Origin of the sequence: Aquincola sp. J276 (assembly GCF_024700035.1) — a bacterium.
Classification (GTDB): Bacteria; Pseudomonadota; Gammaproteobacteria; order Burkholderiales; family Burkholderiaceae_C; genus Aquincola; species Aquincola tertiaricarbonis.
This window is the reverse complement of record NZ_JAJONC010000001.1, coordinates 2,699,299-2,720,934: the sequence shown is the minus strand read 5'-3', so window position 1 is coordinate 2,720,934 and position 21,636 is coordinate 2,699,299. Positions and strand designations below refer to the sequence as shown.

Below are 21,636 nucleotides of genomic sequence, written 5' to 3'. Positions count from 1 at the left end.
TGACGGGGCGGGTGGGTGGTCAGACCTTGGTCAGCCACTCGGCGTACTTCGGGTTGCGGCCGTTGACGATGTCGAAGAAGGCCGACTGGATCTTCTCGGTGAGGGGGCCGCGGCTGCCGATGCCGATCTCGATGCGGTCCAGCTCGCGGATGGGCGTCACTTCCGCGGCGGTGCCGGTGAAGAAGGCCTCGTCGGCGATGTACACCTCGTCGCGCGTGATGCGCTTTTCCACCAGCTTCAGGCCCAGGTCCTGGCAGATCGAGAAGATGGTGTTGCGGGTGATGCCGTTGAGCGCGCCGGCCGACAGGTCGGGCGTGTACACCACGCCGTTCTTGATGACGAAGATGTTCTCGCCCGCGCCTTCGGAGACGAAGCCGGAAGCGTCGAGCAGCAGCGCCTCGTCGTACCCGTCCTCGGTGGCCTCCATGTTGGCCAGGATGGAGTTGCTGTAGTTGCTCACCGCCTTGGCCTGCGTCATCGTGATGTTGACGTGGTGGCGGGTGTAGCTGCTGGTCTTGACGCGGATGCCACGCTTCAGGCCTTCCTCGCCCAGGTAGGCGCCCCACGGCCAGGCCGCCACCATCAGGTGGATGGTGTTGCCCTTGGGGCTGACGCCCAGCTTCTCCGAGCCGATCCAGGTCAGCGGCCGCAGGTAGCAGCTCTCCAGCTTGTTCACGCGCACCACCTCGAGCTGCGCCTCGCACACCTGCTCGAAGGTGAAGGGGATCTTCATGCGCAGGATCTTGGCGCTGTTGAACAGCCGCTCGGTGTGCTCCCGCAGCCGGAAGATGGCGGTGCCGCCTTGCGCGTTGTAGGCCCGCACGCCCTCGAAGGCGCCGCAGCCGTAGTGCAGCGTGTGCGTGAGCACGTGGATCTTGGCGTCGCGCCAATCGACGAGTTCACCGTCGATCCAGATCTTGCCGTCGCGGTCGTGCATGGAGGACATGGGACACCTTTATACGAAGACGCGGCACGCCGGCGGCCGCAAAGCGCGGGATTTTAAAGCGCGGCCGTGTTCGCGTCGGCCGCAATCTCCGAGGGGCCGCGCTGCAGCGTCCAGCGCTCCAGGCGGCCCTTGGCGTCGAACTGCAGGTCGATGGCGTCGCCGCCGCTGTCGGCCCAGCGCCAGACCTCGGGCGTGTCGCTGATCCGCTCGCCCAGGCTTTTGGTCATCACCACCACGTCCAGCATGCGCATGCCGGCCTGCAGCTTGGTGCTGAGCATCAAGGCGCTCTTGATGTGGCCCATGGGCGACTGGCCGGCCACGCGCATCACCTTCATGGCGCGGGTGAACTGCATCACCAGCCAGAACGACACCATCGTGCCGCCCAGGGCCAGGCCCTGCCAGCCCCACAGCCACCAGCCCAGGGCGATCGCCACCGCGGCCAGCGGCCATCCGATTCTCGGGTCCATCGTCGTCGTCTTCCTGCTTCAGTTGTCGGTTCGGGCGAGGCTTGCTTCCGTGCGGCCGACGCGGCCGCTGCGCAAGGCATCGGCCCAGTCCGGACGGCCGCCGGCTTCAGCGCGCCGGGCCGCCGCTTCGTGGTCGTAAGGCGTGTGGTGCAACTCGACCCGCCAGCCCGCGGTGCCGTGCGCCAGCAGCGCCCATCGTGCATGCGGACTGCCATTCTCGACCCAGTGCGAGTCGCGCCCGCTGCCGGGCGGGTGAAGGTCGTCGTACGCCTGCAGGCCCACGCTGCCTGGGTTGACCAGCAGGCTGTCGCCGTGGGAGACCACCCGCTGCACGTGGCTGTGGCCGCAGGCCAGCAGCGGCGCCTGCAGCATGCCCAGGCGGGCGGCGATCTCGTCCGGCGTGGCGGCACGGATGCCGCCATGACCCTGCTCGCCCAGTCCGGGCGTGGTGGTTTCGAGCAGGTACTGCAGGTCGTTGCCCGGCGCGCCATGCGTGCAGCACAGCGGGCCGCCTTGCGGCAGCGGCAGCGTCAACGAGGGCGGCAGCGCGGCCAGCCAGGCCCGCTCGGCGTCGCCCAGCGCCGCGGCGGCGAAGGCATCGCTGGCGCCCATGCGGGCTGGCGCCTGCGTCAGCAGCTGCCGCTCATGATTGCCGGCGATGGTGGGCCAGCCCAGCGCCATCAGGCGTCGCGCCGTCTCCCGCGGCCACAGCGGCCCGGAGACGATGTCGCCCAGGTTCACCACCTGCTGCACGCCGGCCTCGGCGATCTCGCCGATCACCGCTTCCAGCGCGGGCAGGTTGCCGTGGATGTCGGACACGAGGGCGACGCGCATGGCGGGTACTCCAGGCGATGGATCAGGTCAGGCCGCGCACCACGTCGATCGCTTCCTCGATGCGCTCGACCGCATGGATGGTCAGGCCCTCGACCGGCTTCTTCGGCGCATTGGCCTTGGGCACCACGGCCACGCTGAAGCCCAGCTTGGCCGCTTCCTTCAGCCGCTCCTGGCCGCGCGGCGCCGGGCGCACCTCGCCGGCCAGGCCCACTTCGCCGAAAGCGATGAAGCCGCGCGGCAGCGGCTTGCCGCGCAGGCTGCTCTGGATGGCGAGCAGCACCGCCAGGTCGGCCGCCGGCTCGCTGATGCGCACGCCGCCCACCGCATTGACGAACACGTCCTGGTCGGCGCAGGCCACGCCGGCATGCCGGTGCAGCACGGCCAGCAGCATCGCCAGCCGGTCGCGGTCCAGGCCGACCGACAGCCGCCGCGGGCTGGGCCCGCCGCTGTCCACCAGCGCCTGGATCTCCACCAGCATCGGCCGCGTGCCTTCCAGCGTCACCAGCACGCAGGCGCCGGGCACCGGGTCGCCGTGGGTCGACAAAAAGATGGCGCTGGGGTTGGTCACGCCCTTCAGGCCACGCTCGGTCATCGCGAACACGCCGATCTCGTTGACCGCGCCGAAGCGGTTCTTGATGGCGCGCACCAGCCGGAAGCTGCTGTGCGTGTCGCCCTCGAAGTACAGCACCGTGTCGACGATGTGCTCCAGCACCCGCGGGCCGGCCAGCGCGCCTTCCTTGGTGACGTGGCCCACCAGCACGATGGTGCAGCCGCCGGTCTTGGCGGTGCGGGTGAGCTGCGCCGCGCACTCGCGCACCTGCGCCACCGAACCGGGCGCGGAGGTGAGCTGGTCGGAGTACAGCGTCTGGATCGAGTCGATCACGCAGAAGGCCGGCTGCTCGGCGTCGATGGTGGCCAGGATGCGCTCGAGCTGGATCTCGGCCACCACCCGCACCTGCTTGCCTTCCAGCCCCAGCCGGCGCGCCCGCAGCGCGATCTGTGCGCCGCTTTCCTCGCCGGTGACGTACAGCACCTTCATCTGCGTCGACAGCGCATCCACCGCCTGCAGCAGCAGCGTGCTCTTGCCGATGCCGGGGTCGCCGCCGATCAGCACCACGCCGCCGGCCACGATGCCGCCGCCCAGCACGCGGTCCAGCTCTTCCTGGCCGGTGGGCGTGCGCGCTACGTCGGCCGCGTCGATGTCGGCCAGCGTGGCCACCGGCTGGCTGCGCGCCAGCGACTGGAAGCGGTTCTTGCCGGCGCCGGCCGCGGGCTCGGCGGCGGTTTCCTCGAGCGTGTTCCAGGCGCCGCAGTGCGGGCACTTGCCCAGCCACTTGGGGCTGGTGCCGCCGCATTCGCGGCAGGTGAAGATCGACTTGTCCTTGGCCATGGCGTCGATTGTCGGGCTCGGGCACACTCGCCGGCCCTCACGTTTCCTGGATGCCCGTCATGGCGCTCTCCGTCTGGCTCACCTTCCTCGTCGCCGCCTTCGCCATCAGCCTGTCGCCCGGCACCGCGGCCATCGCGGCGATGAGCACCGGCTCGCGGCATGGCCTGCGTGGCGGCTGGCGGCTCATGCCGGGCCTGGCGCTGGGCATCAGCACGCAGATGGCGGTGGTGGCGCTGGGGCTGGGCGCGTTGATCGTCGCGTCGGCCACCGCGTTCACGGTGGTGAAGTGGCTGGGCGTGGCCTACCTGGCCTGGCTGGGGCTGCAGCAGTGGCGTGCGCCGGCCGTGCCGATGGGGCAGGCCACCGCCGACGCACCCGACGAACAACGTGGCCTGCTGCTGCGCGGCTGGATGATCAACGCGCTCAATCCCAAGGGCACGGTCTTCATGCTGGCGGTGGTGCCGCAGTTCCTCGACCTCGGCCAGCCGCTGGCGCTGCAATACCTGGTGATCACGGCCACGCTGTGCTTCACCGAGATGGTGGTGATGACCGGCTACATGACGCTGGCCGCGCGGGTGCTGGGCCTGCTGCGCTCGCCGCGTCAGGTGGGCTGGATGAACCGCAGCTTCGGCGGGCTGTTCATGGCCGCGGCGGCGGTGCTGGCCACCTTCAAGCGCGTGGGGTGAGGTTCAGTCGAAGCCGCCACCGCGGCGGCCGGCCTTGACGGCCGAATCGCGCTTCTTGCCTTCCAGCCGGCGCAGCTGAGAACCCCGCGTGGGCTTGGTGGGCCGGCGCGTGCGCGGCACCGTGGCCACGCTGTCCACCAGGGCCTGCAGCCGCTCGATGGCCTCGGCACGGTTCATCTCCAGGCTGCGGTGGGCCTGCGCCTTGATGACCACCACGCCTTCCTGCGTCAACCGGCTGTCGTGCAGGGCCAGCAGCCGCTGCTTCACCTCGTCGGGCAGCGAGGAGGCGCGCACGTCGTAGCGCAGGTGGATGGCGTTGGACACCTTGTTGACGTTCTGGCCACCGGCGCCCTGGGCCCGTATCGCCGTCCAGGTGACCTCGTGCGGATCGACGATCGGCGGCCTGGTCATGCCGCCTGCATCAGGGCTGCACCGAGCCGTGGCTGGCCAGCAGCTCGCCCTGGCGCTGCTCCATTTCCTTGCGCAGCTGGCGGCGCACCTGGGCGGCGGCATGGCGCCGCTTCTCTTCGGGCGAGAAGGGGCGCAGCGGCGGCACGGACACCGGCTTGCGCTCGTCGTCCACCGCCACCATCGTGAAGAAGCAGCTGTTGACGTGGCGCACCACCTGCGAGCGGATGTCCTCCGCGATCACCTTGATGCCCACCTCCATCGACGAGGTGCCGGTGTAGTTCACGCTGGCCAGGAAGGTGACCAGCTCACCGACGTGGATCGGCTGGCGGAAGTTGACCTGGTCGACGCTGAGCGTGACGACGTAGCGCGTGGCATAGCGGCTGGCGCAGGCGTAGGCCACCTGGTCCAGCAGCTTCAGGATGCTGCCGCCATGCACGTTGCCGGCGAAGTTGGCGGTGTCGGGTGTCATCAGCACCGTCATCGTGAGCTGGTGGGCCGGCAGGTCCATGGCGTGTCCTTCAAGCGCAGAGGTGGGCCTGCATTGTCCGCAGGTTGTCAGGCCGCAACGTCCAGCGGCACCCGTGGCGCCAGCGCGCACATCAGTTCATAGCCCAGCGTGCCGGCGGCCTGCGCCACCTCGTCGATCGCAAGCACCGTGCCGTTGGCGGCCTGGCCCCACAGGGTGACCTCGGTGCCCGGGCCGGCCTGCGGCACCGGCGTGAGGTCCACCGCCAGCATGTCCATCGACACCCGGCCCAGCGTGCGGGTGCGCACGCCGTCCACCAGCACCGGCGTGCCGGTGTCGCACACCCGTGGGTAGCCGTCGGCGTAACCGCAGGCCACCACCCCTACGCGCAGCGGTTCGGTGGCGGTGAAGCGGCTGCCGTAGCCGACGGATTCACCGGCTGCCAGCTGCTGCACGCCGATGAGCCGGGAGCGCAGCGTCATCGCCGGCTTCAAGCCCCAGTGCGCGATGTCGTGCGCGGGGAAGTCGGGGCTGCTGCCATAGGCCAGGAGGCCGGGACGCACCCAGTCGGCACGCACCGCGGGGTCGCTGCCGAAGCGCAGCACCGCCGCGCTGTTGGCTACGCTGCGTTCGCCGTCCAGGTCGTGCGTGGCGTCGGCGAAGGCGGCCAGCTGCTGCGCCACGCCCTGCGGCCCGTCGGCATTGGCGAAGTGGGTCATCAGCGAGATCTCGTCCACCTGCGGCAGCGCGTTCAGCCGTGTCCAGGCCGAGCGGAACGCCCCGGCGCGAAAGCCCAGCCGGTTCATGCCGCTGTTCATCTTCAGGAACACGCGGTGCGGCTTCTGCGTCTTGTGCGCGGCCAGCCAGTCGATCTGCTCGGCGCAGTGCACCACGTGCCACAGGTCGAGCCGCGAACACAGCTCCAGGTCGCGCGGCTCGAACACGCCTTCCAGCAGCAGCACCGGGCCGCGCCAGCCGAGCGATCGAACTTTTTCCGCCTCGGCGAGGTCTAGCAGGGCGAACCCGTCTGCACCGCGCAATCCTTCATAGGCATTGCCGATGCCATGACCATAGGCATTGGCCTTCACAATCGCCCACACCCGGGCGTCCGGCGCGGCCTCCCGGGCCCGCCGCAGGTTGTGGGCAAGCGCTTCGGTATGGATCAGGGCCTGGATCGGACGGGGCATGTGGGGATTTTGCCCCGGTGATGTTGCAAAAGCCGCGTGCTATAAACCCGGCGCCTTGCGTGGAGACCTCTTTGGAAGCCTGTCAACGAATCGGGCGGCCTCACCGTCGCGAATGAAAAAAGGCTTCTACACCATCATGTCAGCGCAGTTCTTCAGCTCGCTGGCAGACAACGCCTTGCTGGTGGCTGCGATCGAGCTGTTGAAGTCGACCGGGGCGCCCGCGTGGCAGGTTCCGGCACTCACGCCGATGTTCGCGCTGTTCTACGTGGTGCTGGCACCGTTCGTGGGGGCGTTCGCGGATGCCGTGCCCAAGGGCAAGGTGATGTTCTTCTCGAACGCCATCAAGGTCATGGGCTGCCTGTTCATGCTCTTCGGCGGCCATCCGCTGCTGGCCTATGCCATCGTGGGGCTGGGAGCGGCTGCTTACTCTCCGGCCAAGTACGGCATCCTCACGGAGCTGCTGCCGCCTTCGCAGCTGGTCAAGGCCAATGGCTGGATCGAAGGGCTGACCATCGCATCGGTGATCCTCGGCATCGTGCTGGGCGGGCAACTGGTGGGGCCGCGGGTGGCGCCGATGCTGCTCGGCTTCGACCTGCCGGCCATCGACACGGGCATCGATACCGCGCCCGAGGCGGCCATCGCCTCGATGATCCTGCTGTACGCCATCGCGGCGATCTTCAACCTGTTCATCCCGCGCACCGATGCGCCGCTGCAGCCCATGCTGCATGGCGCGGTGGGCCTGGTGCGCGACTTCTCGCAGTGCAACGCACGGCTGTGGTCGGACAAGCTGGGCCAGATCTCCCTGGCCACCACCACCATGTTCTGGGGCGTGGGCGGCAACCTGCGGGTGATCGTGTTCGCCTGGGCCGCCGCGGCGCTGGGCTACACCACCACCCAGGCGTCCACGCTGGGCGGCGTGGTGGCCATCGGCACGGCGGTGGGCGCGGTGGTGGCCTCCTTGTACATGCGGCTGGACAAGGCCACCAGCGTGATCCCGCTGGGCATCGCCATGGGCGTGCTCATCATCGGTCTGAACCTGCTCACCAGCGTGTGGGTGGCGGTGCCCTTCCTCATCCTGCTGGGGGCGCTGGGCGGCTACCTGGTGGTGCCGATGAATGCATTGCTGCAGCACCGCGGCCACAACCTGATGGGTGCCGGCCGGTCCATCGCGGTGCAGAACTTCAACGAGCAGGCCTGCATCCTGGGCCTGGGCGCCTTCTACACCGGCATGACCAAGTTCGGCATGTCGGCCTTCGGCGCCATCGCGGTGTTCGGCCTGGTGGTGATGACGACGATGGAGCTGATCCGCCGCTGGCACAACCGCAACCTGGTGCAACACAAGGACGAAGTGCAGCGCCTGTTGGCCATCGCGCGAAGCGACCACTGACATGCAGGCCGCAGTCCGCACCGGCACCGCGCTGCCGGTGCTGGCCCTCACCGTCAACGCCTTCATCTGGGGCGTGTCGTGGTGGCCGTTCCGCCAGTTCCAGGCGCTGGGCATGCATCCGCTGTGGACCACCGCGGCCGTCTATGCGCTGGTGCTGGCGGCCCTCACCGCCTGGCAGCGCGGCGTATGGGCCGGCCTGGCGCGCACGCCCAGCCCATGGCTGCTGGTGCTGGCGTCGGGCACCACCAACGCGGCCTTCAACTGGGGCGTGACCGTCGGCGACGTGGTGCGGGTGGTGCTGCTGTTCTACCTGATGCCGCTGTGGGCGCTGCTGCTGGCGCGGCTGATCCTGGGCGAGCGCCTGACGCCGATGGCGGCGCTGCGCATGGTGCTGGCGCTGGCCGGTGCCGCCGTGGTGCTGTGGCCGGCCGGCGGTGGCTGGCCCTGGCCGCGCAACCTGCCCGAGGCGCTGGGCGTGCTGGGCGGCTTTACCTTCGCGCTGAACAACGTGTGGCTGCGGCGCGAGGCCCACCGCAGCGACGCCGAACGCGCGACCGCCATGTTCCTCGGCGGCACGCTGGTGTCGGCGGTGGTGGCGGGGTCGCTCACCTGGCACGGCGCGGTGGCCGTGCCGCCGCTGCCTTCCGCGGGCACCGCGCTGGCGCTGCTGGCGCTGTCCACCGCCTTCATTGGCGCGAACCTGGGGCTGCAGTACGGCGCGGCCCGGCTGCGTGCCAATGTCACGGCGGTGGTGATGCTGACGGAGATCGTGTTCGCCGCCGTATCGGCCGCGGCGCTGGGGGCCGGCACGCTGGACGCGCGGCTGTTGCTGGGCGGCAGCCTGATCGTGGCCGCGGCGCTGCTGTCGGTGTGGCAGCCCGGCGCGGCCGGGCACTGAAGCGGCTCAGCCGCCGGCCGGCGGCTCGTCCGGGGCAGCGGGCTGGTCCGTGGCGCGGCGCGCGGGCACCGGCTCGCCGGCCAGGCCCTGCGGCCGCGTGGCCTGCACATGGCGGGCATGCGGCGGCTGCAGCGGCACGTCGGTGCCCAGCGTGTCGCGCAGGGCCACGGCGGCATCCAATTGCCGCAAGAGATGCAGGGGGTCGATCGGGCGCATCGTCCACGCCATCGCGCCTTCCGGGGCCTGGGCGCCGACAAACACGGTGTCGCCCTGGCGCTCCGCGGCCACGATGTCGTCCACCACGCCGGGATGGTCGGCGTCGGCGATCACGAAGCGTGCGCCATCCAGCGCCTCCACGCAGCAATAACGTGCAAGCGGCAACGTGGACAGCCGGAAACTGGATTCGATCGCACTGCGTTCGAAGCGGCTAAAGCCTTTCAGGGCCACGGTGTGCTGGCCTTGCGGTGGCGCGTTGGCGCCCATGAAAACCTCCAGGGATAGGCCGGCGGAAGCGCTCGGCGGACAAGACCGTCGGAGCATAGGGCGCCGCGTGCGGCAACCCATGTTCCATGCGGGTTGCGGGCGCTGTCAACGACAGCCTTCGCCGCCCCCCAAGTTCGTTACGGCGATTAGGATGCCTGCCCCGCCGGCTGCTGCCGACGCCCAGGACCGCCCCCATGCATTCTTCCGGCATCCACGAGTTCGAGGCCACCGCGATCGACGGCCGCCCGGTGCGGCTGGCCGATCACCGCGGCCAGGTGCTGCTGATCGTCAACACCGCCAGCCAATGCGGCTTCACGCCCCAGTTTGCGGGGCTGGAACAGCTGTGGTCCACCTACGGGCCGCGTGGCCTGGTGGTGCTGGGCTTTCCCAGCAACGAGTTCGGCGGCCAGGATCCGGGCAGCAACGAGCAGATCGCCTCCTTCTGCAGTCTGAACTACGGCGTCAGCTTTCCGATGATGGCCAAGGTCAAGGTCAACGGCGCCGATGCCCACCCGCTGTGGCGCTGGCTCACGGCCGAGGCGCCGGGGCTGCTGGGCACCAAGTCGATCAAGTGGAACTTCACCAAGTTCCTGGTGGGGCGCGACGGCCAGGTGATCCGCCGCTATGCGCCCACCGACAAGCCCGAAGCCCTGGCGACCGACATCGAGGCCGCCCTCGGATAATCGTTTTTCTTGCGGAGAAACCCATGTTCCAGCACATCGAACCCTATGCCGGCGACCCCATCCTCGGCCTGAACGACGCCTTCCAGAAGGACCCGCGCCCGAACAAGGCCAACCTGTCGATCGGCATCTACTTCGACGACGCCGGCCGCATCCCGGTGCTGGACTGCGTGCGCCAGGCCGAGCAGCAGCTGGTGGACGAAGGCGGCGCCAAGTCCTACCTGCCGATGGAAGGCATGGCGGCCTGCCGCAAGGCGGTGCAGGAGCTGCTGTTCGGCGCCGGCCACGAGGCCGTGACCAGCGGCCGCATCGCCACGCTGCAGACCGTGGGCTCCAGCGGCGGCCTGAAGGTGGGCGGCGACTTCATCAAGCGTTGGCTGCCCGACGCGCAGGTGTACGTCAGCGACCCCACCTGGGACAACCACCGCGCGATGTTCGAAGGCTGCGGCCTGACGGTGAACACCTACCCGTACTACGACCCCGCCACCGGCGGCGTGAAGTTCGGCGCCATGCTGGAAGCCATCCAGAAGCTGCCGCGCGGCAGCATCGTGCTGCTGCATGCCTGCTGCCACAACCCGACCGGCGTGGACCTGAGCCCGGCGCAATGGGAGCAGCTGGTGCCGGTGCTCAAGGCCGGCGGCCTGCTGCCCTACCTGGACCTGGCCTACCAGGGCTATGGCGACGGTATCGAGCAGGACGCCTTCGCGGTGCGCGCGCTGGCCAGCGCGGGCCTGTCGTTCTTCGTTGCCAACTCCTTCAGCAAGAGCATGAGCCTGTACGGCGAGCGGGCGGGCGCGCTGAGCGTGGTGTGCCAGGACGCGGCCGAGGCCGAGCTGGTGCTGGGCCAGTTGCGCGCCACGGTGCGCCGCAACTATTCCAGCCCGCCGCTGCACCCGGGCGCCGTGGTGGCCCGCGTGCTGAACGACCCGGCGCTGCGCGCCTCGTGGGAAGCCGACGTGGCGGCGATGCGCGAGCGCATCCTGGCCATGCGCAAGAGCCTGCATGCGGTGCTGTCGGCCAAGCTGCCGGGCCGCAACTTCGACTACTTCCTCAGCCAGCGCGGCATGTTCAGCTACACCGGCCTGACGCCCGAGCAGGTGGACCGCCTGCGGGAAGACCATGCCGTGTACCTGGTGCGCTCGGGCCGCATGTGCGTGGCCGGCCTGTCGACGCGCAACGTGGAAGCCGTGGCCAGCGCCATGGCGGCCGTGCTGGCCTGACGAGCCTGGTCAGCCGCCGCCCGCGGGGTGGCGGCCGCAGGCTTCCAGCACCAGCTGGCGCAGCCATTTGTGCGCCGGCTGGTCGTCATGGCGTGAATGCCACAGCAGCTCGACCTGCAGGCCACTCATCTGCAGCTCGGCCGGCAGCGGGCGTGTCACCAGGCGCTCGGGGTGGCCGGTGGCGCGCATGAATGAGGTGGGCAGCACCGTCAGCAGGTCGGAATCCGCCACCACCTGACCCGCGGTGAAGAACTGGTTCACCGCCAGCATCACCCGCCGCTGGCGGCCCAGCGCGGCCAGGGCGGCATCGATCGGTCCATGGGCCCGGCCCGACAGGCTCACCGACAGGTGCTGCGCGGCGCAGAAGCCGTCGAGCGTCAATTCGCCCTCCGCCAGCGGATGGCCGACGCGCATCACGCACTGGTATTCGCTCTCGTAGAGCCGCTCGCGGCGCAGCGGTGAGTCCAGCCCCTGGCGCAGGATGGCCATCACGGCGGCGGGGAAGTAGCCGATCGCCACGTCCACTTCGTTGTTTTCAAGCAACTTGCGCGGATCGCGCGTGGTGAGCGGCAGCACCTGCAGGTTGGCCAGCGCGCCCAGCGCCTCCAGCCGGGCCACCATCGGCGGCAGCAGGATCACCGCGGTGGCGTCGGCCATCACCATCAGGAAGTTGGCGGTGTCGGTCCGCGGGTCGAAGCCGGCCGGTGCGATGGCCTGCTCCAGCTGGGCCAGCGCGGTGCGCACGCTGGGCCACAGCGCCTCCGCCTTGGGCGTGGGCACCACCCCGAAGGCGGTGCGTGTGAGCAGCTCGTCGCCCAGCATCGTGCGCAGCCGCTTCAGCGCATGGCTCACCGCCGATTGCGACAACGACAGGTTCTCCGCGGCACGGGTGAGGTTGCGCTCGTGCATCACGGCGTCGAACACCCGCAGCAGGTTCAGGTCGAGGTGGCGGAAGTTGACGCTGGCCGGCATGTCATGAACGCCATGAATATCTCATGTGCAGCGAATTCGCTTTAGAAAGGCTAGGGTAAACCCGATACTACGTACATCCCACAGACATGAGCCCTAAAGGAGCCGCTATGTCCCACACCACTGCCACCCTGCCCCTGAAGCCCGCCGCCCCGGCCAAGGCACCCGTCGGTGCATGGCTGCGCAAGGCCGGTGCGGGTGTCTGGAAGGCGCTTGAAGGCGCTGGCCAGCGCCGCGCCGAAGCCGAGCTGGCCCAGTTTGCCGCACTTCACGCCAGCCAGTTCCCCGAGCTCGCCTCGTTCGCGCGCAAGAACAAGCGCGCCGGCTGAGCCGCCGATCACGCCTTATTCCACCCGCCGCTGCCCATCCGGCAGCGCGACTTGAAGGAAACACCATGAGCACGACCAGCAATGTCTTCATCCCCCCGCTACCAAGCCACGCCGCGTGGCGCCAAGCTGGTGGGCCTGATCGTCAGCACGTTCACCAACATCGCCGACCGTCGCCGCGCCGCCAAGCTGGCCGCCACCAAGTCGGTGGAAGCCGAGGAAGTGCGCCGCTACGCCCGTGGCGTCGCGCGCCACGATCCGGGCTTCGCGGCCGACCTGTTCGCCGCTGCCGACCGCCACACCGGCAACTGATCGGGCTTCGGGCATCATCGGGTCCATCACCCGAGATGCCCGGTTCCTGATTGCACCTGCCGTACTGCACACCTCCGTCCGATAGCAGCCGCAGGCCCACCGCAAGGGGGCATGCATGACGCTGTTCCTGGCCCGCCGCCTGGCGGTGCTGGCCTTGACGCTGCTGCTGGCGTCGATGGCCGTCTTTGCGGTACTGGAGCTGTTGCCGGGCAATGCCGCGCAGCTCATGCTGGGCGCCACCGCCACGCCGGAGGCGCTGGCCGCGCTGGAAAGCCGCCTCGGGCTCGACCAGCCCGCCGCCACCCGCTATGCGCACTGGGCGCTCGGCCTGCTGCAGGGCCGCACCGGCATCAGCCACTTCTACGACACCCCCTCGTCCGAACTCATCGCCGAACGTCTGGCCGTGAGCCTGCCGCTGGCCGTCATCGCGATGGCCATCACCACCGTGGTGGCGCTGGGCGTGGGCGTGTATGCCGCCTCCCGCCACCGCCGGCTGGGCGACGTTGGCGTGATGGCCGTCAGCCAGCTCGGGCTGTCGATTCCCAACTTCTGGCTCGCCATCCTGCTGATCCTGCTCTTCGCGGTGAAGCTGCAATGGGTGAGCGCAGGCGGCTTCCCTGGCTGGCGTGAGGAAGACGGCGGCGGCCTGGGCCCCGGCCTGGCCGCGCTGCTGCTGCCGGCCATCGCGCTGGCCGCGGTGCAGGCCGCGATCCTGGCGCGCGTCACCCGCTCTGCGGTGCTGGAAGCGCTGGGTGAGGACTACGTGCGCACCGCGCGCGCCAAGGGCCTGGGCCGGCGCGCCGTGCTGTGGCGCCACGTGCTGCGCAACGCGATGATCCCGGTGCTGACCGTGATGGGCCTGCAGTTCGCCAACCTGCTCACCGGCACCATCGTGGTGGAGAACGTGTTCGTGCTGCCCGGCATCGGCCGGCTGGTGTTCCAGGCCATCGCCAACCGCGACCTGCCGCTGGTGCGCGACGTGGTCATGCTGCTGGCCGCCGCGGTGGTGCTGGTCAACTTCGTGGTCGACCTGCTGTATGCGCTGGTCGATCCGCGGCTGAGGGCGCCGGCATGAGCGGCGGCTTCGCATCCCGCGCACTGCGCCACCCCAGCTTCCTGGCCGGCGGCGTGCTGGCGCTGCTGCTGGTGCTGTGCGCCGTCGGCTCGCTGTGGTGGTCGCCGTATCCGCCGGCCGACATCGACATCCCCAACAAGCTGGCGCCGCCCAGCGCCGCGCACTGGCTGGGCACCGACAGCCTGGGGCGCGACATCGCCTCGCAGCTGTGGGTGGGCTCGCAGAACAGCATCGTGGTGGGCGTGGTGGCGGTGGGCATCGGCCTGCTGGTGGGCACGCTGCTGGGGGCGCTGGCTGCCGCCCGCCCCGGGTGGATCGATGAAGCGGTGATGCGCTTCGCCGACTTCAGCTTTGCCTTCCCGGCGCTGCTGTCGGCCATCATGCTCACGGCCATCTACGGGCCGGGGCTGCTCACCAGCATCGTGGCCATCGGGCTGTTCAACATCCCGGTGTTCGCGCGCATCACCCGCGGCGCTGCGCGCAGCGTGTGGACCCGCGACTACGTGCTGGCCGCCCGTGCCGCCGGCAAGGGCCGCTGGCGCATCACGCTGCACCATGTGCTGCCCAACATCGCCAGCGTGCTGATCGTGCAGGCCACGGTGCAGTTCGCCATCGCCATCCTGGCCGAAGCGGCGCTGAGCTACCTCGGCCTGGGCACCCAGCCGCCGCAGCCCAGCTGGGGCCGCATGCTCAACGAGGCGCAGACGCAGATGTTCCAGGCGCCGATGCTGGCCGTGTACCCCGGCGCGGCCATCGCGCTGGCGGTGCTGGGCCTGAACCTGCTGGGCGACGGCCTGCGCGATCTGCTCGATCCGCGGCTGGCGCGCAGCCGCTGAACCGTCACCGACGACATGGCACGCAACATCGAGATCAAGGCCCGCATCGACAGCGTGCAGGCGCTGCTGCCGGTGGCCGCCGCACTGGCGGACGCGCCCGAGCCGGTGGTCATCCGGCAGGACGACACCTTCTTCACCTGCACCAACGGCCGCCTGAAGCTGCGGCAGTTCGATGAGCAGCGGGGCGAGTTGATCCACTACCACCGGCCGGATGCCGAGGGCCCCAAGCTGTCGGACTACCTGGTGGTGCCCACCGACCAGCCCGCGCTGCTGCGCGATGCGCTGGCCCGCGCCTGGGGTACCGCCGGCCGCGTGAAGAAGCAGCGCCTGCTGCTGATGGCCGGCGCCACCCGCATCCACCTCGACGTGGTGGAAGGCCTGGGCCACTTCCTGGAGCTGGAGGTGGTGCTGCGCGACGAGCAGACCGAGGCCGAGGGCGAAGCCATCGCCCAGCGCCTGCTGCAGCAGCTGGGCATCGGCCCGCAGCAGTGGCTGAGCGGTGCCTACGTGGACCTGCTGGGCGCATGACCGACGCCGCCGCGCCACCGCTGCTCGACGTGCGCGACCTGCGCGTCACGCTGGCCACCGCGCACGGCCCGGTGGCGGCGGTGCGCGACGTGAGCTTCACCCTGGCGCGTGGCGAAACCCTGGGCCTGATCGGTGAATCGGGCAGCGGCAAGTCGATCACCGCGCTGGCCTTGATGGGCCTGCTGCCCGAACGGGCCGGCGTGCAGGGCCGCATCCTGCTGGACGGCCAAGACCTGGCCGCGCTGGACGACGCCGCGATGTGCCGCGTGCGCGGTGCGCGCATCGGCATGGTGTTCCAGGAGCCGATGACGGCACTCAACCCGCTGCACACCATCGGCCACCAGATCGCGGAGCCGCTGCGGCTGCACAAGGGCCTGGGCATGGCCGCCGCGCGGGCCGAGGCGCTGCGGCTGATGGAGCGGGTGCAGCTGCCGCAGGCGGCGCGCCGGCTGGACGCCTATCCGCACCAGCTCTCGGGCGGGCAGCGGCAGCGCGTGGTCATTGCCATCGCGCTGGCCTGCGGGCCGCAGGTGTTGATCGCCGACGAGCCCACCACCGCGCTGGACGCGACCATCCAGCGCGAGGTGCTGTCGCTGATCGCCGGCCTGGTGGCCGAGGACGGCATGGGCCTGCTGCTCATCAGCCACGACCTGGGCGTGATGGCCGCCAGCGTGCAGCGCCTGATGGTGATGTACGGCGGCACGGTGGTGGAGCAGGGCCCGGCCGAGGCGCTGTTCCTTCACCGCGCGCACCCCTACACCCGCGGCCTGTTCGAGGCGCGGCCGCGGCTCGGCCTGCGCAACGGCGCCGAGCGCCGCACGCTGCGCCTGCCGGCGCTGCCGGGCCGCGTGCCCGAGCTGCACCTGCTGCCGCCGGGCTGCCCCTTCAACGACCGCTGCGCCTGGGCCATCGACGACTGCCGGCAGGCGCTGCCGCCGCGGTTGTCGGTGGCGCCCGGCCACGATGCACGCTGCATCCGGCTGCACGAGGTGAACGCATGACGCTGCTGGACGTGCGCCACCTGTCGCGCCAGTACCGGCTGCCGCGTGAGCGGCTGCTGCAGCCGCCGCCGGTGCTGCAGGCCTTGAGCGACGTGAGCTTCACGCTGGAAGCCGGCCGCACGCTGGGCATCGTGGGCGAGAGCGGTTGCGGCAAGAGCACGCTGGCCCGGCTGGTGATGGCGCTGGATGTGCCCACCAGCGGGCAGGTGCTGCTGGATGGGCAGGATCTGCATGCCCTGCCGCCGCCCGAACTGCAGCGGCAACGACGCCACTTCCAGATGGTGTTCCAGGACCCCTACGGTTCGCTCGACCCGCGCCACACCATCGCCCGCATCGTGGGCGAGCCGCTGGAAGCCATGCCCGAGGTGACTCGCGCCGAACGCCTGCAGCGCAGCACCGAGGTGCTCGACGCGGTGGGCCTGCGCGCGGCCGACCTGCACAAGTACCCGCACGAGTTCAGCGGCGGCCAGCGGCAGCGCATCGCCATCGCGCGGGCGCTGGTCACGCGGCCGCGGCTGATCGTGGCCGACGAGCCGGTGAGTGCGCTGGACGTCTCGGTGCAGGCCCAGGTGCTCAACCTGATGCAGGACCTGCAGCAGCAGTACGGCATGGCCTACCTGTTCATCAGCCACGACCTGGCGGTGGTGGACCTGGTGTGCGACGAGGTCATCGTGCTGCAGCAGGGCCGCATCGTGGAGCAGGGCCCGCCCGACCTGCTGTTCACGCGGCCCAGCCACCCGTACACGCAGCAGCTGCTGGCCTCCGTGGCCTGAGCGCGCACCTGCGCCAAGTGCGCAGGAAGTCGCGGTTCGCGGCGCTGTGGCAGCATGGGGCCCGTGTGGCCGGCCACCGCCGGCGTGTTTCGATCCCCGGAAGGAACAGCGACATGACAGGAGTACACCGGCGCCATGTACTGGCACTGGCCGCGGCCGCCACCATGCTGGCCGCGCCCCAGGTGTCGATGGCGCAGGCGGGCAAGGCCGCGGTCACCATCGGCCTGGTGCTGGAGCCCGCGCCCGGCCTGGACCCCACCACGGCCGCGGCCGCCGCCATCGGCGAGGTGGTGCACTACAACGTGCTGGAAGGCCTGACCAAGATCAACGCCGACGGCACGGTGACGCCGCTGCTGGCCGAGTCGTGGAACATGGACCCGGACGGCAAGAGCTACACCTTCAAGCTCAGGCAGGGCGTGAAGTTCCATGACGGCGAGGCCTTCGACAGCAGCGACGTGAAGTTCAGCTTCGAGCGCGCCAAGGCCGAGGGCTCCACCAACAAGGCCAAGAAGACGGTCTTCGACAACATCAGCTCGATCAGCACGCCGGATGCGGCCACCGTCATCCTGACGCTGGCCAAGCCCGACGGCAACTTCCCGTTCCGCATGGGCGAGAACACCGCGGTGATCCTCGACCCCAAGAGCGCGGCCGGCACCGCCACCAAGCCCATCGGCACCGGGCCCTACCGGTTCGACGACTGGCGCAAGGGCAGCGCCATCATCCTGTCGCGCTGGGACGGCTACCGCGACGCCAAGGCCGCGCCGATCAAGCGCGCCACCTTCCGCATCATCAGCGACCCGGCCGCGCAGGTGGCCGCGCTGCTGGCGGGCGACGTGGATACCTTCCCGCGCGGCATCGGCAACCAGGCCGTCAAGCAGATGCAGGCCGACCCGCGCTTCGTGGTGGTGCTGGGCAGCACCGCGGGCAAGGGCATCCTCGCGATCAACAACCGCAAGAAGCCCTTCGACGACGTGCGCGTGCGCCGCGCGCTGATGCATGCCATCGACCGCAAGGCCTTCATCGACGGCGTGCTGGAGGGCTACGGCGTGCCCATCGGCAGCCACTTCGCGCCCACCGATGCGGGTTACGTCGACCTGACCGGTCAGTACCCGTTCGACCCGGAGAAGGCCAAGGCGCTGCTGAAGGAAGCCGGCGTGGCCACGCCGCTGAACGTGACCTTGACGCTGCCGCCGCCGCCCTACGCCCGCAAGGGCGGCGAGGTGGTGGCCGCGATGCTGGCCAAGGTGGGCGTGGTGGCCAGGATCGAGAACGTGGAGTGGGCCCAGTGGCTGGGCGGCACCTTCAAGGGCAACTTCGACCTGAGCATCATCAACCACGTCGAGCCGCTGGACTACCTGCAGTACACCAATCCGCAGTACTACTGGGGCTACGACAGCGCCGCCTTCCGCGACCTGGCCAGCAAGCATGCGTCCACCACCAACGCGAAGGAGCGGCAGAAGCTGTTCGGCGACCTGCAGCGCCAGCTCGCCACCGATGCGGTGAACGCGTACATCTTCAATCCGCAGAACGTGGCCATCTCTAAGAAGGCGCTGAAGGGCGTGTGGCCCCACTCGCCCATCTTCGCCAACGACCTGTCGACCTGGCGGTGGCAATGACGGCGCTGCATGAACTGTCCGCCGCCGCGCTGGCGGCGCTGTACCGCAGCGGCCAGGCTTCGCCGGTGGAAGCGACGCAGGCGGTGCTGGACCATGTCGCGCGATGGGAGCCGCAGCTCAAGGCGCTGTACGCCCACGACCGCGAGGTGGCGCTGCAGATGGCGCGTGAAAGCGAACGGCGCTGGCAGGCCGGCCAGCCGCTGTCACCGCTGGACGGCGTGCCCTGCACCATCAAGGAAAACATCGCCACCCGCGGCGTGCCGCAGCCGATGGGCAGCGCCGCCACCGAGCTGAAGCCCGCGGCCGACGACGCACCGCCGGCCGCGCGGCTGCGCGAAGCCGGCTGCGTGTTCCTGGGCAAGACGACCATGCCCGACTGGGGCATGTTGTCCTCGGGGCTGTCCAGCTTCCATCCTTTGACGCGCAACCCATGGGACCTGTCGAAGAACCCGGGCGGTTCGTCGGCCGGCGCCGGCGCGGCCGCCGCGGCGGGTTATGGGCCCCTGCACATCGGCACCGACATCGGCGGCTCCATCCGGCTGCCAGCCGGCTGGTGCGGCGTGGTGGGCTTCAAGCCCAGCCTGGGCCGGGTGCCGATCAATCCGCCGTATGCCGGCCGGGTGGCCGGCCCGATAACCCGCACGGTGGAAGACGCCGCGCTGATGATGGCTGCGCTGGCCCGCCCCGACTGGCGCGACGCGATGAGCCTGCCCGCCCAGGCCATCGACTGGCATGCGCTCGACTTGTCTATACAAGGCAAGCGCATCGGCCTGTTGATGGACGCCGGCTGGGGCGATGCGGTGCAGCCTGAGGTGGCCGCAGCGGTGGTGGCCGCGGCACAGGCCTTCGAGCGGGCCGGCGCCGTCGTCGAGCCGATCGGCCCGATCTCCACCCGCGCGATGGTCGATGGGCTCGACCGCTTCTGGCGCATGCGCTCCTGGCTGGACTACAGCGCGCTGCCGCCCGCGCGCCAGCAGAAGGTGCTGCCCTACATCCGCGCCTGGGTGGAAGGCGGCGCCGGCCTGAGCGGCGCCGAGGTCTTCAACGGCTACAGCCAGATGGGCGCGCTGCGCGATGCGGCCGTGGCCGCCTGCCAGCCGTACGACTTCGTGCTGTCGCCGGTGAGCCCGATGCCCGCCTTTCCGGCCGGGCAGGCCAGCCCGCTGGACGACCCGGCGCGGCCCTTCGAGCACATCGCCTTCACGCTGCCCTACAACATGAGCGAGCAGCCGGCGGTGTCCATCAACTGCGGCTACACCGCCGGCGGGCTGCCCATCGGCCTGCAGATCGCCGGCCGCCGCCACGACGACCTGGGCGTGCTGCGCGCCGCGCGCCTGTATGAGCAGTTGCGCGGCGAACAGCGGCCCTGGCCGCATCCACCGGGGCCTTGACCATGGCGCTGCACGACGATCGAGGGCTGTTGACCGGTACGTCGTCGCAGCCGGCACTGGCCGCGGCGCAGCAGGCGCTGTGGCGCATGATGAGCTTCTACGACGCGCCGGTGGCCGACCTGGACACCGCCATCGCGCACGACCCGCAGTGGCTGCTGCCGCGGCTGATGAAGGCGGGCTACCTGCTGAGCCTGACCGAGCCGGCGATGGTGGCCGAGGCCGCCCAGGTGCTGGACGACGCCGCGCCGCTCGAGGCCGATGCACCGCCGCGCGAGCGGGCCCATGCCGCTGCCGTGCGCATGACGCTGGAAGGCCGCTGGCAGGCTGCCTGCAAGGCCTGGGACGAACTGCTGGTGGCCCATCCGCGCGACGCGCTGGCGCTGCAGTGGGCCCACCTCTGGGACTTCTACCGCGGCGACGCCCTGAACCTTCGCCAGCGCGTGGCCCGCGCGCTGCCCGAATGGGACGAGGCTGACCCACTGTATGCGCAGGTGCTGGCGCTGCATGCCTTCGGCCTGGAGGAGTGCCACCTGTACCCGCAGGCCGAGGAGGCCGGCCGCCGCGCCCTCGCGCTGGACCCTCGAACGCCGTGGGCCGTGCATGCGGTGGCGCACGTGATGGAGATGCAGGGCCGGCTGGACGACGGCGCCGCCTGGCTGCGCCAGCACCAGCCGCAATGGGCGGAGGGCAACGGCTTTGCCGGCCACCTGTGGTGGCATGCGGCGCTCTTCAGGCTGGAGGCGCTGGACCTGGCCGGCGCGCTGCGGCTGGTGGATGCGCACCTGTCGGGCGATGCGCTGCAGATCACGCTGCAGCGGCTGGACGCGGCTTCGCTGCTGTGGCGGCTGCAGCTGCTGGGCGCCGACGTGGGGCCGCGCTGGCGTGCGCTGGCCGACGGCTGGCCGATGGCCGAGCAGGCCGCCGGCCACTATGCCTTCAACGACGTGCATGCGGTGATGGTGCTGCTGGGCGCTGGCGAGATCGGCCGCGCGGAGGGCTGGCTGGCGCGCTGCGCCGAACGGGCGCTGGCCGCGGAGGACGCACGCCGCAGCAACCACGGCATGGCACGCGAGGTGGGCCTGCCGCTGATGCGGGCGCTGCTGGCCCATGTGCGCGGCGATGCGGCGGGCGCGGCGGTATCGCTGTACGGTGTGCGTGAGGTGGCGGCACGTTTCGGCGGCAGCCATGCGCAGCGCGACCTGGTGGACCTGAGCCTGCTCGCCGCGGCCGCCGATGCACCCGGCGGCGACAGCAGCGAGGCCCGCGCCATCGGCCGCGCGGTGCTACATGAGCGGCTGCTGGCCAAGCCGGCCACGCCGATGACGCGGCACTGGGCCTCGCGCCTGGGCCTGTCGGAACGGGCCGCACGGAGGCTGGCGTGAAACGGCGGGCGCCGCCGCCCACGCAGGCCGAGCGCGAGGCCGAGCTGCGCAGCCTGGACGACCGCATCGGCGAACAGCTGCGTGCCGGCCAGGACGAGATGCGCGCCAGCCCCGCCTGGGGCAAGCCGCTGCCCGACGACGGTGGCGCCCACGTTCCGCAGGAGCTGCGCATGGCCTTCAAGCTGCTGAAGAACGCCGGCCACGTGCCCGCCGAGGTGGGCCTGATGCAGGAGCTGCAGGCCTGGCGCGACGAGCTGGCCCGCCTGCCGGCCGACAGCGCGGAAGCCGCCACGCTCAGGCGCCGCATCGGTGAGCGCGAGCTGCTGATCAAGGTGCGCATCGAGCGGCTGGCGCGCACCAGGTCGCTGTAGC

General features: G+C 70.6%; 25 protein-coding genes. 16 read left to right on the top strand and 9 right to left on the bottom strand.

All coding sequences use genetic code 11. The features are described 5' to 3' along the window. Positions 1-19: 19 nt before the first annotated feature. The 4 genes from LRS14_RS12465 to radA are packed head-to-tail and all read right to left on the bottom strand — an operon-like array spanning position 20 to position 3,637. On the bottom strand, positions 20-946 hold the full coding sequence (locus tag LRS14_RS12465; RefSeq protein ID WP_257799731.1) for a branched-chain amino acid transaminase: 927 nt from the start codon (positions 944-946) through the stop codon (positions 20-22). Positions 947-999: 53 nt separating this feature from the next. After that, entirely contained in the window at positions 1,000-1,413 is a 414-nt protein-coding gene (locus LRS14_RS12460) for a hypothetical protein (protein WP_046113069.1), read from the bottom strand. A gap of 18 nt (positions 1,414-1,431) precedes the next feature. After that, on the bottom strand, positions 1,432-2,247 hold the full coding sequence (locus LRS14_RS12455) for a metallophosphoesterase (protein WP_257799730.1): 816 nt from the start codon (positions 2,245-2,247) through the stop codon (positions 1,432-1,434). A gap of 22 nt (positions 2,248-2,269) precedes the next feature. Then, positions 2,270-3,637 carry a DNA repair protein RadA gene (gene radA, locus LRS14_RS12450; protein WP_046113071.1) on the bottom strand — a complete coding sequence of 456 codons (1,368 nt, stop codon included), beginning with the start codon at positions 3,635-3,637 and terminating at the stop codon, positions 2,270-2,272. Between the two features lie 59 nt (positions 3,638-3,696). Here radA and LRS14_RS12445 point away from each other — a divergent pair, with 59 nt between their 5' ends. Then, the gene (locus tag LRS14_RS12445; RefSeq protein WP_046113072.1) at positions 3,697-4,323 is read left to right on the top strand and encodes a LysE family transporter; all 627 of its coding nucleotides are present in this window, start codon (positions 3,697-3,699) and stop codon (positions 4,321-4,323) included. Between the two features lie 3 nt (positions 4,324-4,326). Here LRS14_RS12445 and arfB read toward each other — a convergent pair whose 3' ends face one another. The 3 genes from arfB to alr are packed head-to-tail and all read right to left on the bottom strand — an operon-like array spanning position 4,327 to position 6,387. Next, complete coding sequence (gene arfB / locus LRS14_RS12440) at positions 4,327-4,734, bottom strand: alternative ribosome rescue aminoacyl-tRNA hydrolase ArfB (protein ID WP_046113073.1); 408 nt, start codon at positions 4,732-4,734, stop codon at positions 4,327-4,329. Between the two features lie 10 nt (positions 4,735-4,744). After that, positions 4,745-5,242, bottom strand: a complete 498-nt coding sequence (locus tag LRS14_RS12435) for an acyl-CoA thioesterase (RefSeq protein ID WP_046113074.1) — start codon at positions 5,240-5,242, stop codon at positions 4,745-4,747. 47 nt (positions 5,243-5,289) lie between these two features. Next, a complete protein-coding gene (gene alr / locus LRS14_RS12430; protein ID WP_257799729.1) occupies positions 5,290-6,387 on the bottom strand; it encodes an alanine racemase in 1,098 nt (365 codons plus the stop codon). Between the two features lie 112 nt (positions 6,388-6,499). Between alr and lplT the strand changes: the two genes are divergently transcribed. Both lplT and LRS14_RS12420 read left to right on the top strand, forming a co-directional pair. Next, positions 6,500-7,774: a lysophospholipid transporter LplT gene (lplT, locus tag LRS14_RS12425; protein ID WP_046113076.1), complete on the top strand. Its 1,275-nt coding sequence runs from the start codon at positions 6,500-6,502 to the stop codon at positions 7,772-7,774. Between the two features lies 1 nt (position 7,775). Then, positions 7,776-8,672, top strand: a complete 897-nt coding sequence (locus LRS14_RS12420; RefSeq protein ID WP_257799728.1) for a DMT family transporter — start codon at positions 7,776-7,778, stop codon at positions 8,670-8,672. A 6-nt stretch (positions 8,673-8,678) separates the two neighbouring features. Here the strand turns inward: LRS14_RS12420 and LRS14_RS12415 are convergent, their stop codons facing one another. Next, on the bottom strand, positions 8,679-9,155 hold the full coding sequence (locus LRS14_RS12415) for a hypothetical protein (RefSeq protein ID WP_052736285.1): 477 nt from the start codon (positions 9,153-9,155) through the stop codon (positions 8,679-8,681). 194 nt (positions 9,156-9,349) lie between these two features. On the opposite strand from LRS14_RS12415, the gene LRS14_RS12410 reads away from it, so the two are divergent. Both LRS14_RS12410 and LRS14_RS12405 read left to right on the top strand, forming a co-directional pair. Continuing rightward, entirely contained in the window at positions 9,350-9,838 is a 489-nt protein-coding gene (locus LRS14_RS12410; protein WP_257799727.1) for a glutathione peroxidase, read from the top strand. A 23-nt stretch (positions 9,839-9,861) separates the two neighbouring features. Further along, on the top strand, positions 9,862-11,055 hold the full coding sequence (locus LRS14_RS12405; RefSeq protein ID WP_257799726.1) for an amino acid aminotransferase: 1,194 nt from the start codon (positions 9,862-9,864) through the stop codon (positions 11,053-11,055). A gap of 9 nt (positions 11,056-11,064) precedes the next feature. Here the strand turns inward: LRS14_RS12405 and LRS14_RS12400 are convergent, their stop codons facing one another. Then, positions 11,065-12,027: a LysR family transcriptional regulator gene (locus LRS14_RS12400; RefSeq protein WP_257799725.1), complete on the bottom strand. Its 963-nt coding sequence runs from the start codon at positions 12,025-12,027 to the stop codon at positions 11,065-11,067. Positions 12,028-12,134: 107 nt separating this feature from the next. Here LRS14_RS12400 and LRS14_RS12395 point away from each other — a divergent pair, with 107 nt between their 5' ends. The 11 genes from LRS14_RS12395 (at position 12,135) to LRS14_RS12345 (ending at position 21,635) form a co-directional block, all read left to right on the top strand. After that, positions 12,135-12,353 (top strand): hypothetical protein, encoded by a 219-nt coding sequence (locus LRS14_RS12395; protein ID WP_046113081.1) that lies wholly within the window; start codon positions 12,135-12,137, stop codon positions 12,351-12,353. 81 nt (positions 12,354-12,434) lie between these two features. Continuing rightward, a complete protein-coding gene (locus LRS14_RS12390) occupies positions 12,435-12,662 on the top strand; it encodes a hypothetical protein (protein WP_257799724.1) in 228 nt (75 codons plus the stop codon). Positions 12,663-12,777: 115 nt separating this feature from the next. Continuing rightward, entirely contained in the window at positions 12,778-13,737 is a 960-nt protein-coding gene (locus LRS14_RS12385) for an ABC transporter permease (RefSeq protein ID WP_257799723.1), read from the top strand. Further along, on the top strand, positions 13,734-14,573 hold the full coding sequence (locus tag LRS14_RS12380) for an ABC transporter permease (RefSeq protein ID WP_046113084.1): 840 nt from the start codon (positions 13,734-13,736) through the stop codon (positions 14,571-14,573). The genes LRS14_RS12385 and LRS14_RS12380 overlap by 4 nt, the downstream gene beginning before the upstream one ends. 15 nt (positions 14,574-14,588) lie before the next feature. Then, positions 14,589-15,101 carry a class IV adenylate cyclase gene (locus LRS14_RS12375; protein WP_257799722.1) on the top strand — a complete coding sequence of 171 codons (513 nt, stop codon included), beginning with the start codon at positions 14,589-14,591 and terminating at the stop codon, positions 15,099-15,101. Continuing rightward, entirely contained in the window at positions 15,098-16,102 is a 1,005-nt protein-coding gene (locus LRS14_RS12370) for an ABC transporter ATP-binding protein (RefSeq protein WP_257799721.1), read from the top strand. Before LRS14_RS12375 ends, LRS14_RS12370 begins: the two co-directional genes overlap by 4 nt. Continuing rightward, positions 16,099-16,875 (top strand): ATP-binding cassette domain-containing protein, encoded by a 777-nt coding sequence (locus LRS14_RS12365; protein WP_257799720.1) that lies wholly within the window; start codon positions 16,099-16,101, stop codon positions 16,873-16,875. The genes LRS14_RS12370 and LRS14_RS12365 overlap by 4 nt, the downstream gene beginning before the upstream one ends. Before the next feature lie 113 nt (positions 16,876-16,988). After that, positions 16,989-18,491: an ABC transporter substrate-binding protein gene (locus LRS14_RS12360; RefSeq protein ID WP_257799719.1), complete on the top strand. Its 1,503-nt coding sequence runs from the start codon at positions 16,989-16,991 to the stop codon at positions 18,489-18,491. Beyond that, positions 18,488-19,882 carry an amidase gene (locus LRS14_RS12355; RefSeq protein ID WP_257799718.1) on the top strand — a complete coding sequence of 465 codons (1,395 nt, stop codon included), beginning with the start codon at positions 18,488-18,490 and terminating at the stop codon, positions 19,880-19,882. Before LRS14_RS12360 ends, LRS14_RS12355 begins: the two co-directional genes overlap by 4 nt. 2 nt (positions 19,883-19,884) lie before the next feature. Next, a complete protein-coding gene (locus tag LRS14_RS12350) occupies positions 19,885-21,264 on the top strand; it encodes a tetratricopeptide repeat protein (RefSeq protein ID WP_257799717.1) in 1,380 nt (459 codons plus the stop codon). Next, on the top strand, positions 21,261-21,635 hold the full coding sequence (locus tag LRS14_RS12345; RefSeq protein WP_052736286.1) for a DnaJ family domain-containing protein: 375 nt from the start codon (positions 21,261-21,263) through the stop codon (positions 21,633-21,635). The genes LRS14_RS12350 and LRS14_RS12345 overlap by 4 nt, the downstream gene beginning before the upstream one ends. The last annotated feature ends 1 nt before the right edge of the window (position 21,636 follow it).

Coding starts and splice junctions, on each gene's coding strand:
- LRS14_RS12465 (WP_257799731.1), bottom strand. CDS start 946: ATGTCCTCCATGCACGACCGCGACGGCAAGATCTGGATCGACGGTGAA.
- arfB (WP_046113073.1), bottom strand. CDS start 4,734: ATGACCAGGCCGCCGATCGTCGATCCGCACGAGGTCACCTGGACGGCG.
- LRS14_RS12375 (WP_257799722.1), top strand. CDS start 14,589: ATGGCACGCAACATCGAGATCAAGGCCCGCATCGACAGCGTGCAGGCG.
- LRS14_RS12460 (WP_046113069.1), bottom strand. CDS start 1,413: ATGGACCCGAGAATCGGATGGCCGCTGGCCGCGGTGGCGATCGCCCTG.
- alr (WP_257799729.1), bottom strand. CDS start 6,387: ATGCCCCGTCCGATCCAGGCCCTGATCCATACCGAAGCGCTTGCCCAC.
- LRS14_RS12400 (WP_257799725.1), bottom strand. CDS start 12,027: ATGCCGGCCAGCGTCAACTTCCGCCACCTCGACCTGAACCTGCTGCGG.
- LRS14_RS12415 (WP_052736285.1), bottom strand. CDS start 9,155: ATGGGCGCCAACGCGCCACCGCAAGGCCAGCACACCGTGGCCCTGAAA.
- lplT (WP_046113076.1), top strand. CDS start 6,500: ATGAAAAAAGGCTTCTACACCATCATGTCAGCGCAGTTCTTCAGCTCG.
- LRS14_RS12410 (WP_257799727.1), top strand. CDS start 9,350: ATGCATTCTTCCGGCATCCACGAGTTCGAGGCCACCGCGATCGACGGC.
- LRS14_RS12455 (WP_257799730.1), bottom strand. CDS start 2,247: ATGCGCGTCGCCCTCGTGTCCGACATCCACGGCAACCTGCCCGCGCTG.
- LRS14_RS12355 (WP_257799718.1), top strand. CDS start 18,488: ATGACGGCGCTGCATGAACTGTCCGCCGCCGCGCTGGCGGCGCTGTAC.
- LRS14_RS12370 (WP_257799721.1), top strand. CDS start 15,098: ATGACCGACGCCGCCGCGCCACCGCTGCTCGACGTGCGCGACCTGCGC.
- LRS14_RS12350 (WP_257799717.1), top strand. CDS start 19,885: ATGGCGCTGCACGACGATCGAGGGCTGTTGACCGGTACGTCGTCGCAG.
- LRS14_RS12405 (WP_257799726.1), top strand. CDS start 9,862: ATGTTCCAGCACATCGAACCCTATGCCGGCGACCCCATCCTCGGCCTG.
- LRS14_RS12395 (WP_046113081.1), top strand. CDS start 12,135: ATGTCCCACACCACTGCCACCCTGCCCCTGAAGCCCGCCGCCCCGGCC.
- LRS14_RS12380 (WP_046113084.1), top strand. CDS start 13,734: ATGAGCGGCGGCTTCGCATCCCGCGCACTGCGCCACCCCAGCTTCCTG.
- LRS14_RS12385 (WP_257799723.1), top strand. CDS start 12,778: ATGACGCTGTTCCTGGCCCGCCGCCTGGCGGTGCTGGCCTTGACGCTG.
- LRS14_RS12420 (WP_257799728.1), top strand. CDS start 7,776: ATGCAGGCCGCAGTCCGCACCGGCACCGCGCTGCCGGTGCTGGCCCTC.
- LRS14_RS12390 (WP_257799724.1), top strand. CDS start 12,435: ATGTCTTCATCCCCCCGCTACCAAGCCACGCCGCGTGGCGCCAAGCTG.
- radA (WP_046113071.1), bottom strand. CDS start 3,637: ATGGCCAAGGACAAGTCGATCTTCACCTGCCGCGAATGCGGCGGCACC.
- LRS14_RS12365 (WP_257799720.1), top strand. CDS start 16,099: ATGACGCTGCTGGACGTGCGCCACCTGTCGCGCCAGTACCGGCTGCCG.
- LRS14_RS12435 (WP_046113074.1), bottom strand. CDS start 5,242: ATGGACCTGCCGGCCCACCAGCTCACGATGACGGTGCTGATGACACCC.
- LRS14_RS12360 (WP_257799719.1), top strand. CDS start 16,989: ATGACAGGAGTACACCGGCGCCATGTACTGGCACTGGCCGCGGCCGCC.
- LRS14_RS12445 (WP_046113072.1), top strand. CDS start 3,697: ATGGCGCTCTCCGTCTGGCTCACCTTCCTCGTCGCCGCCTTCGCCATC.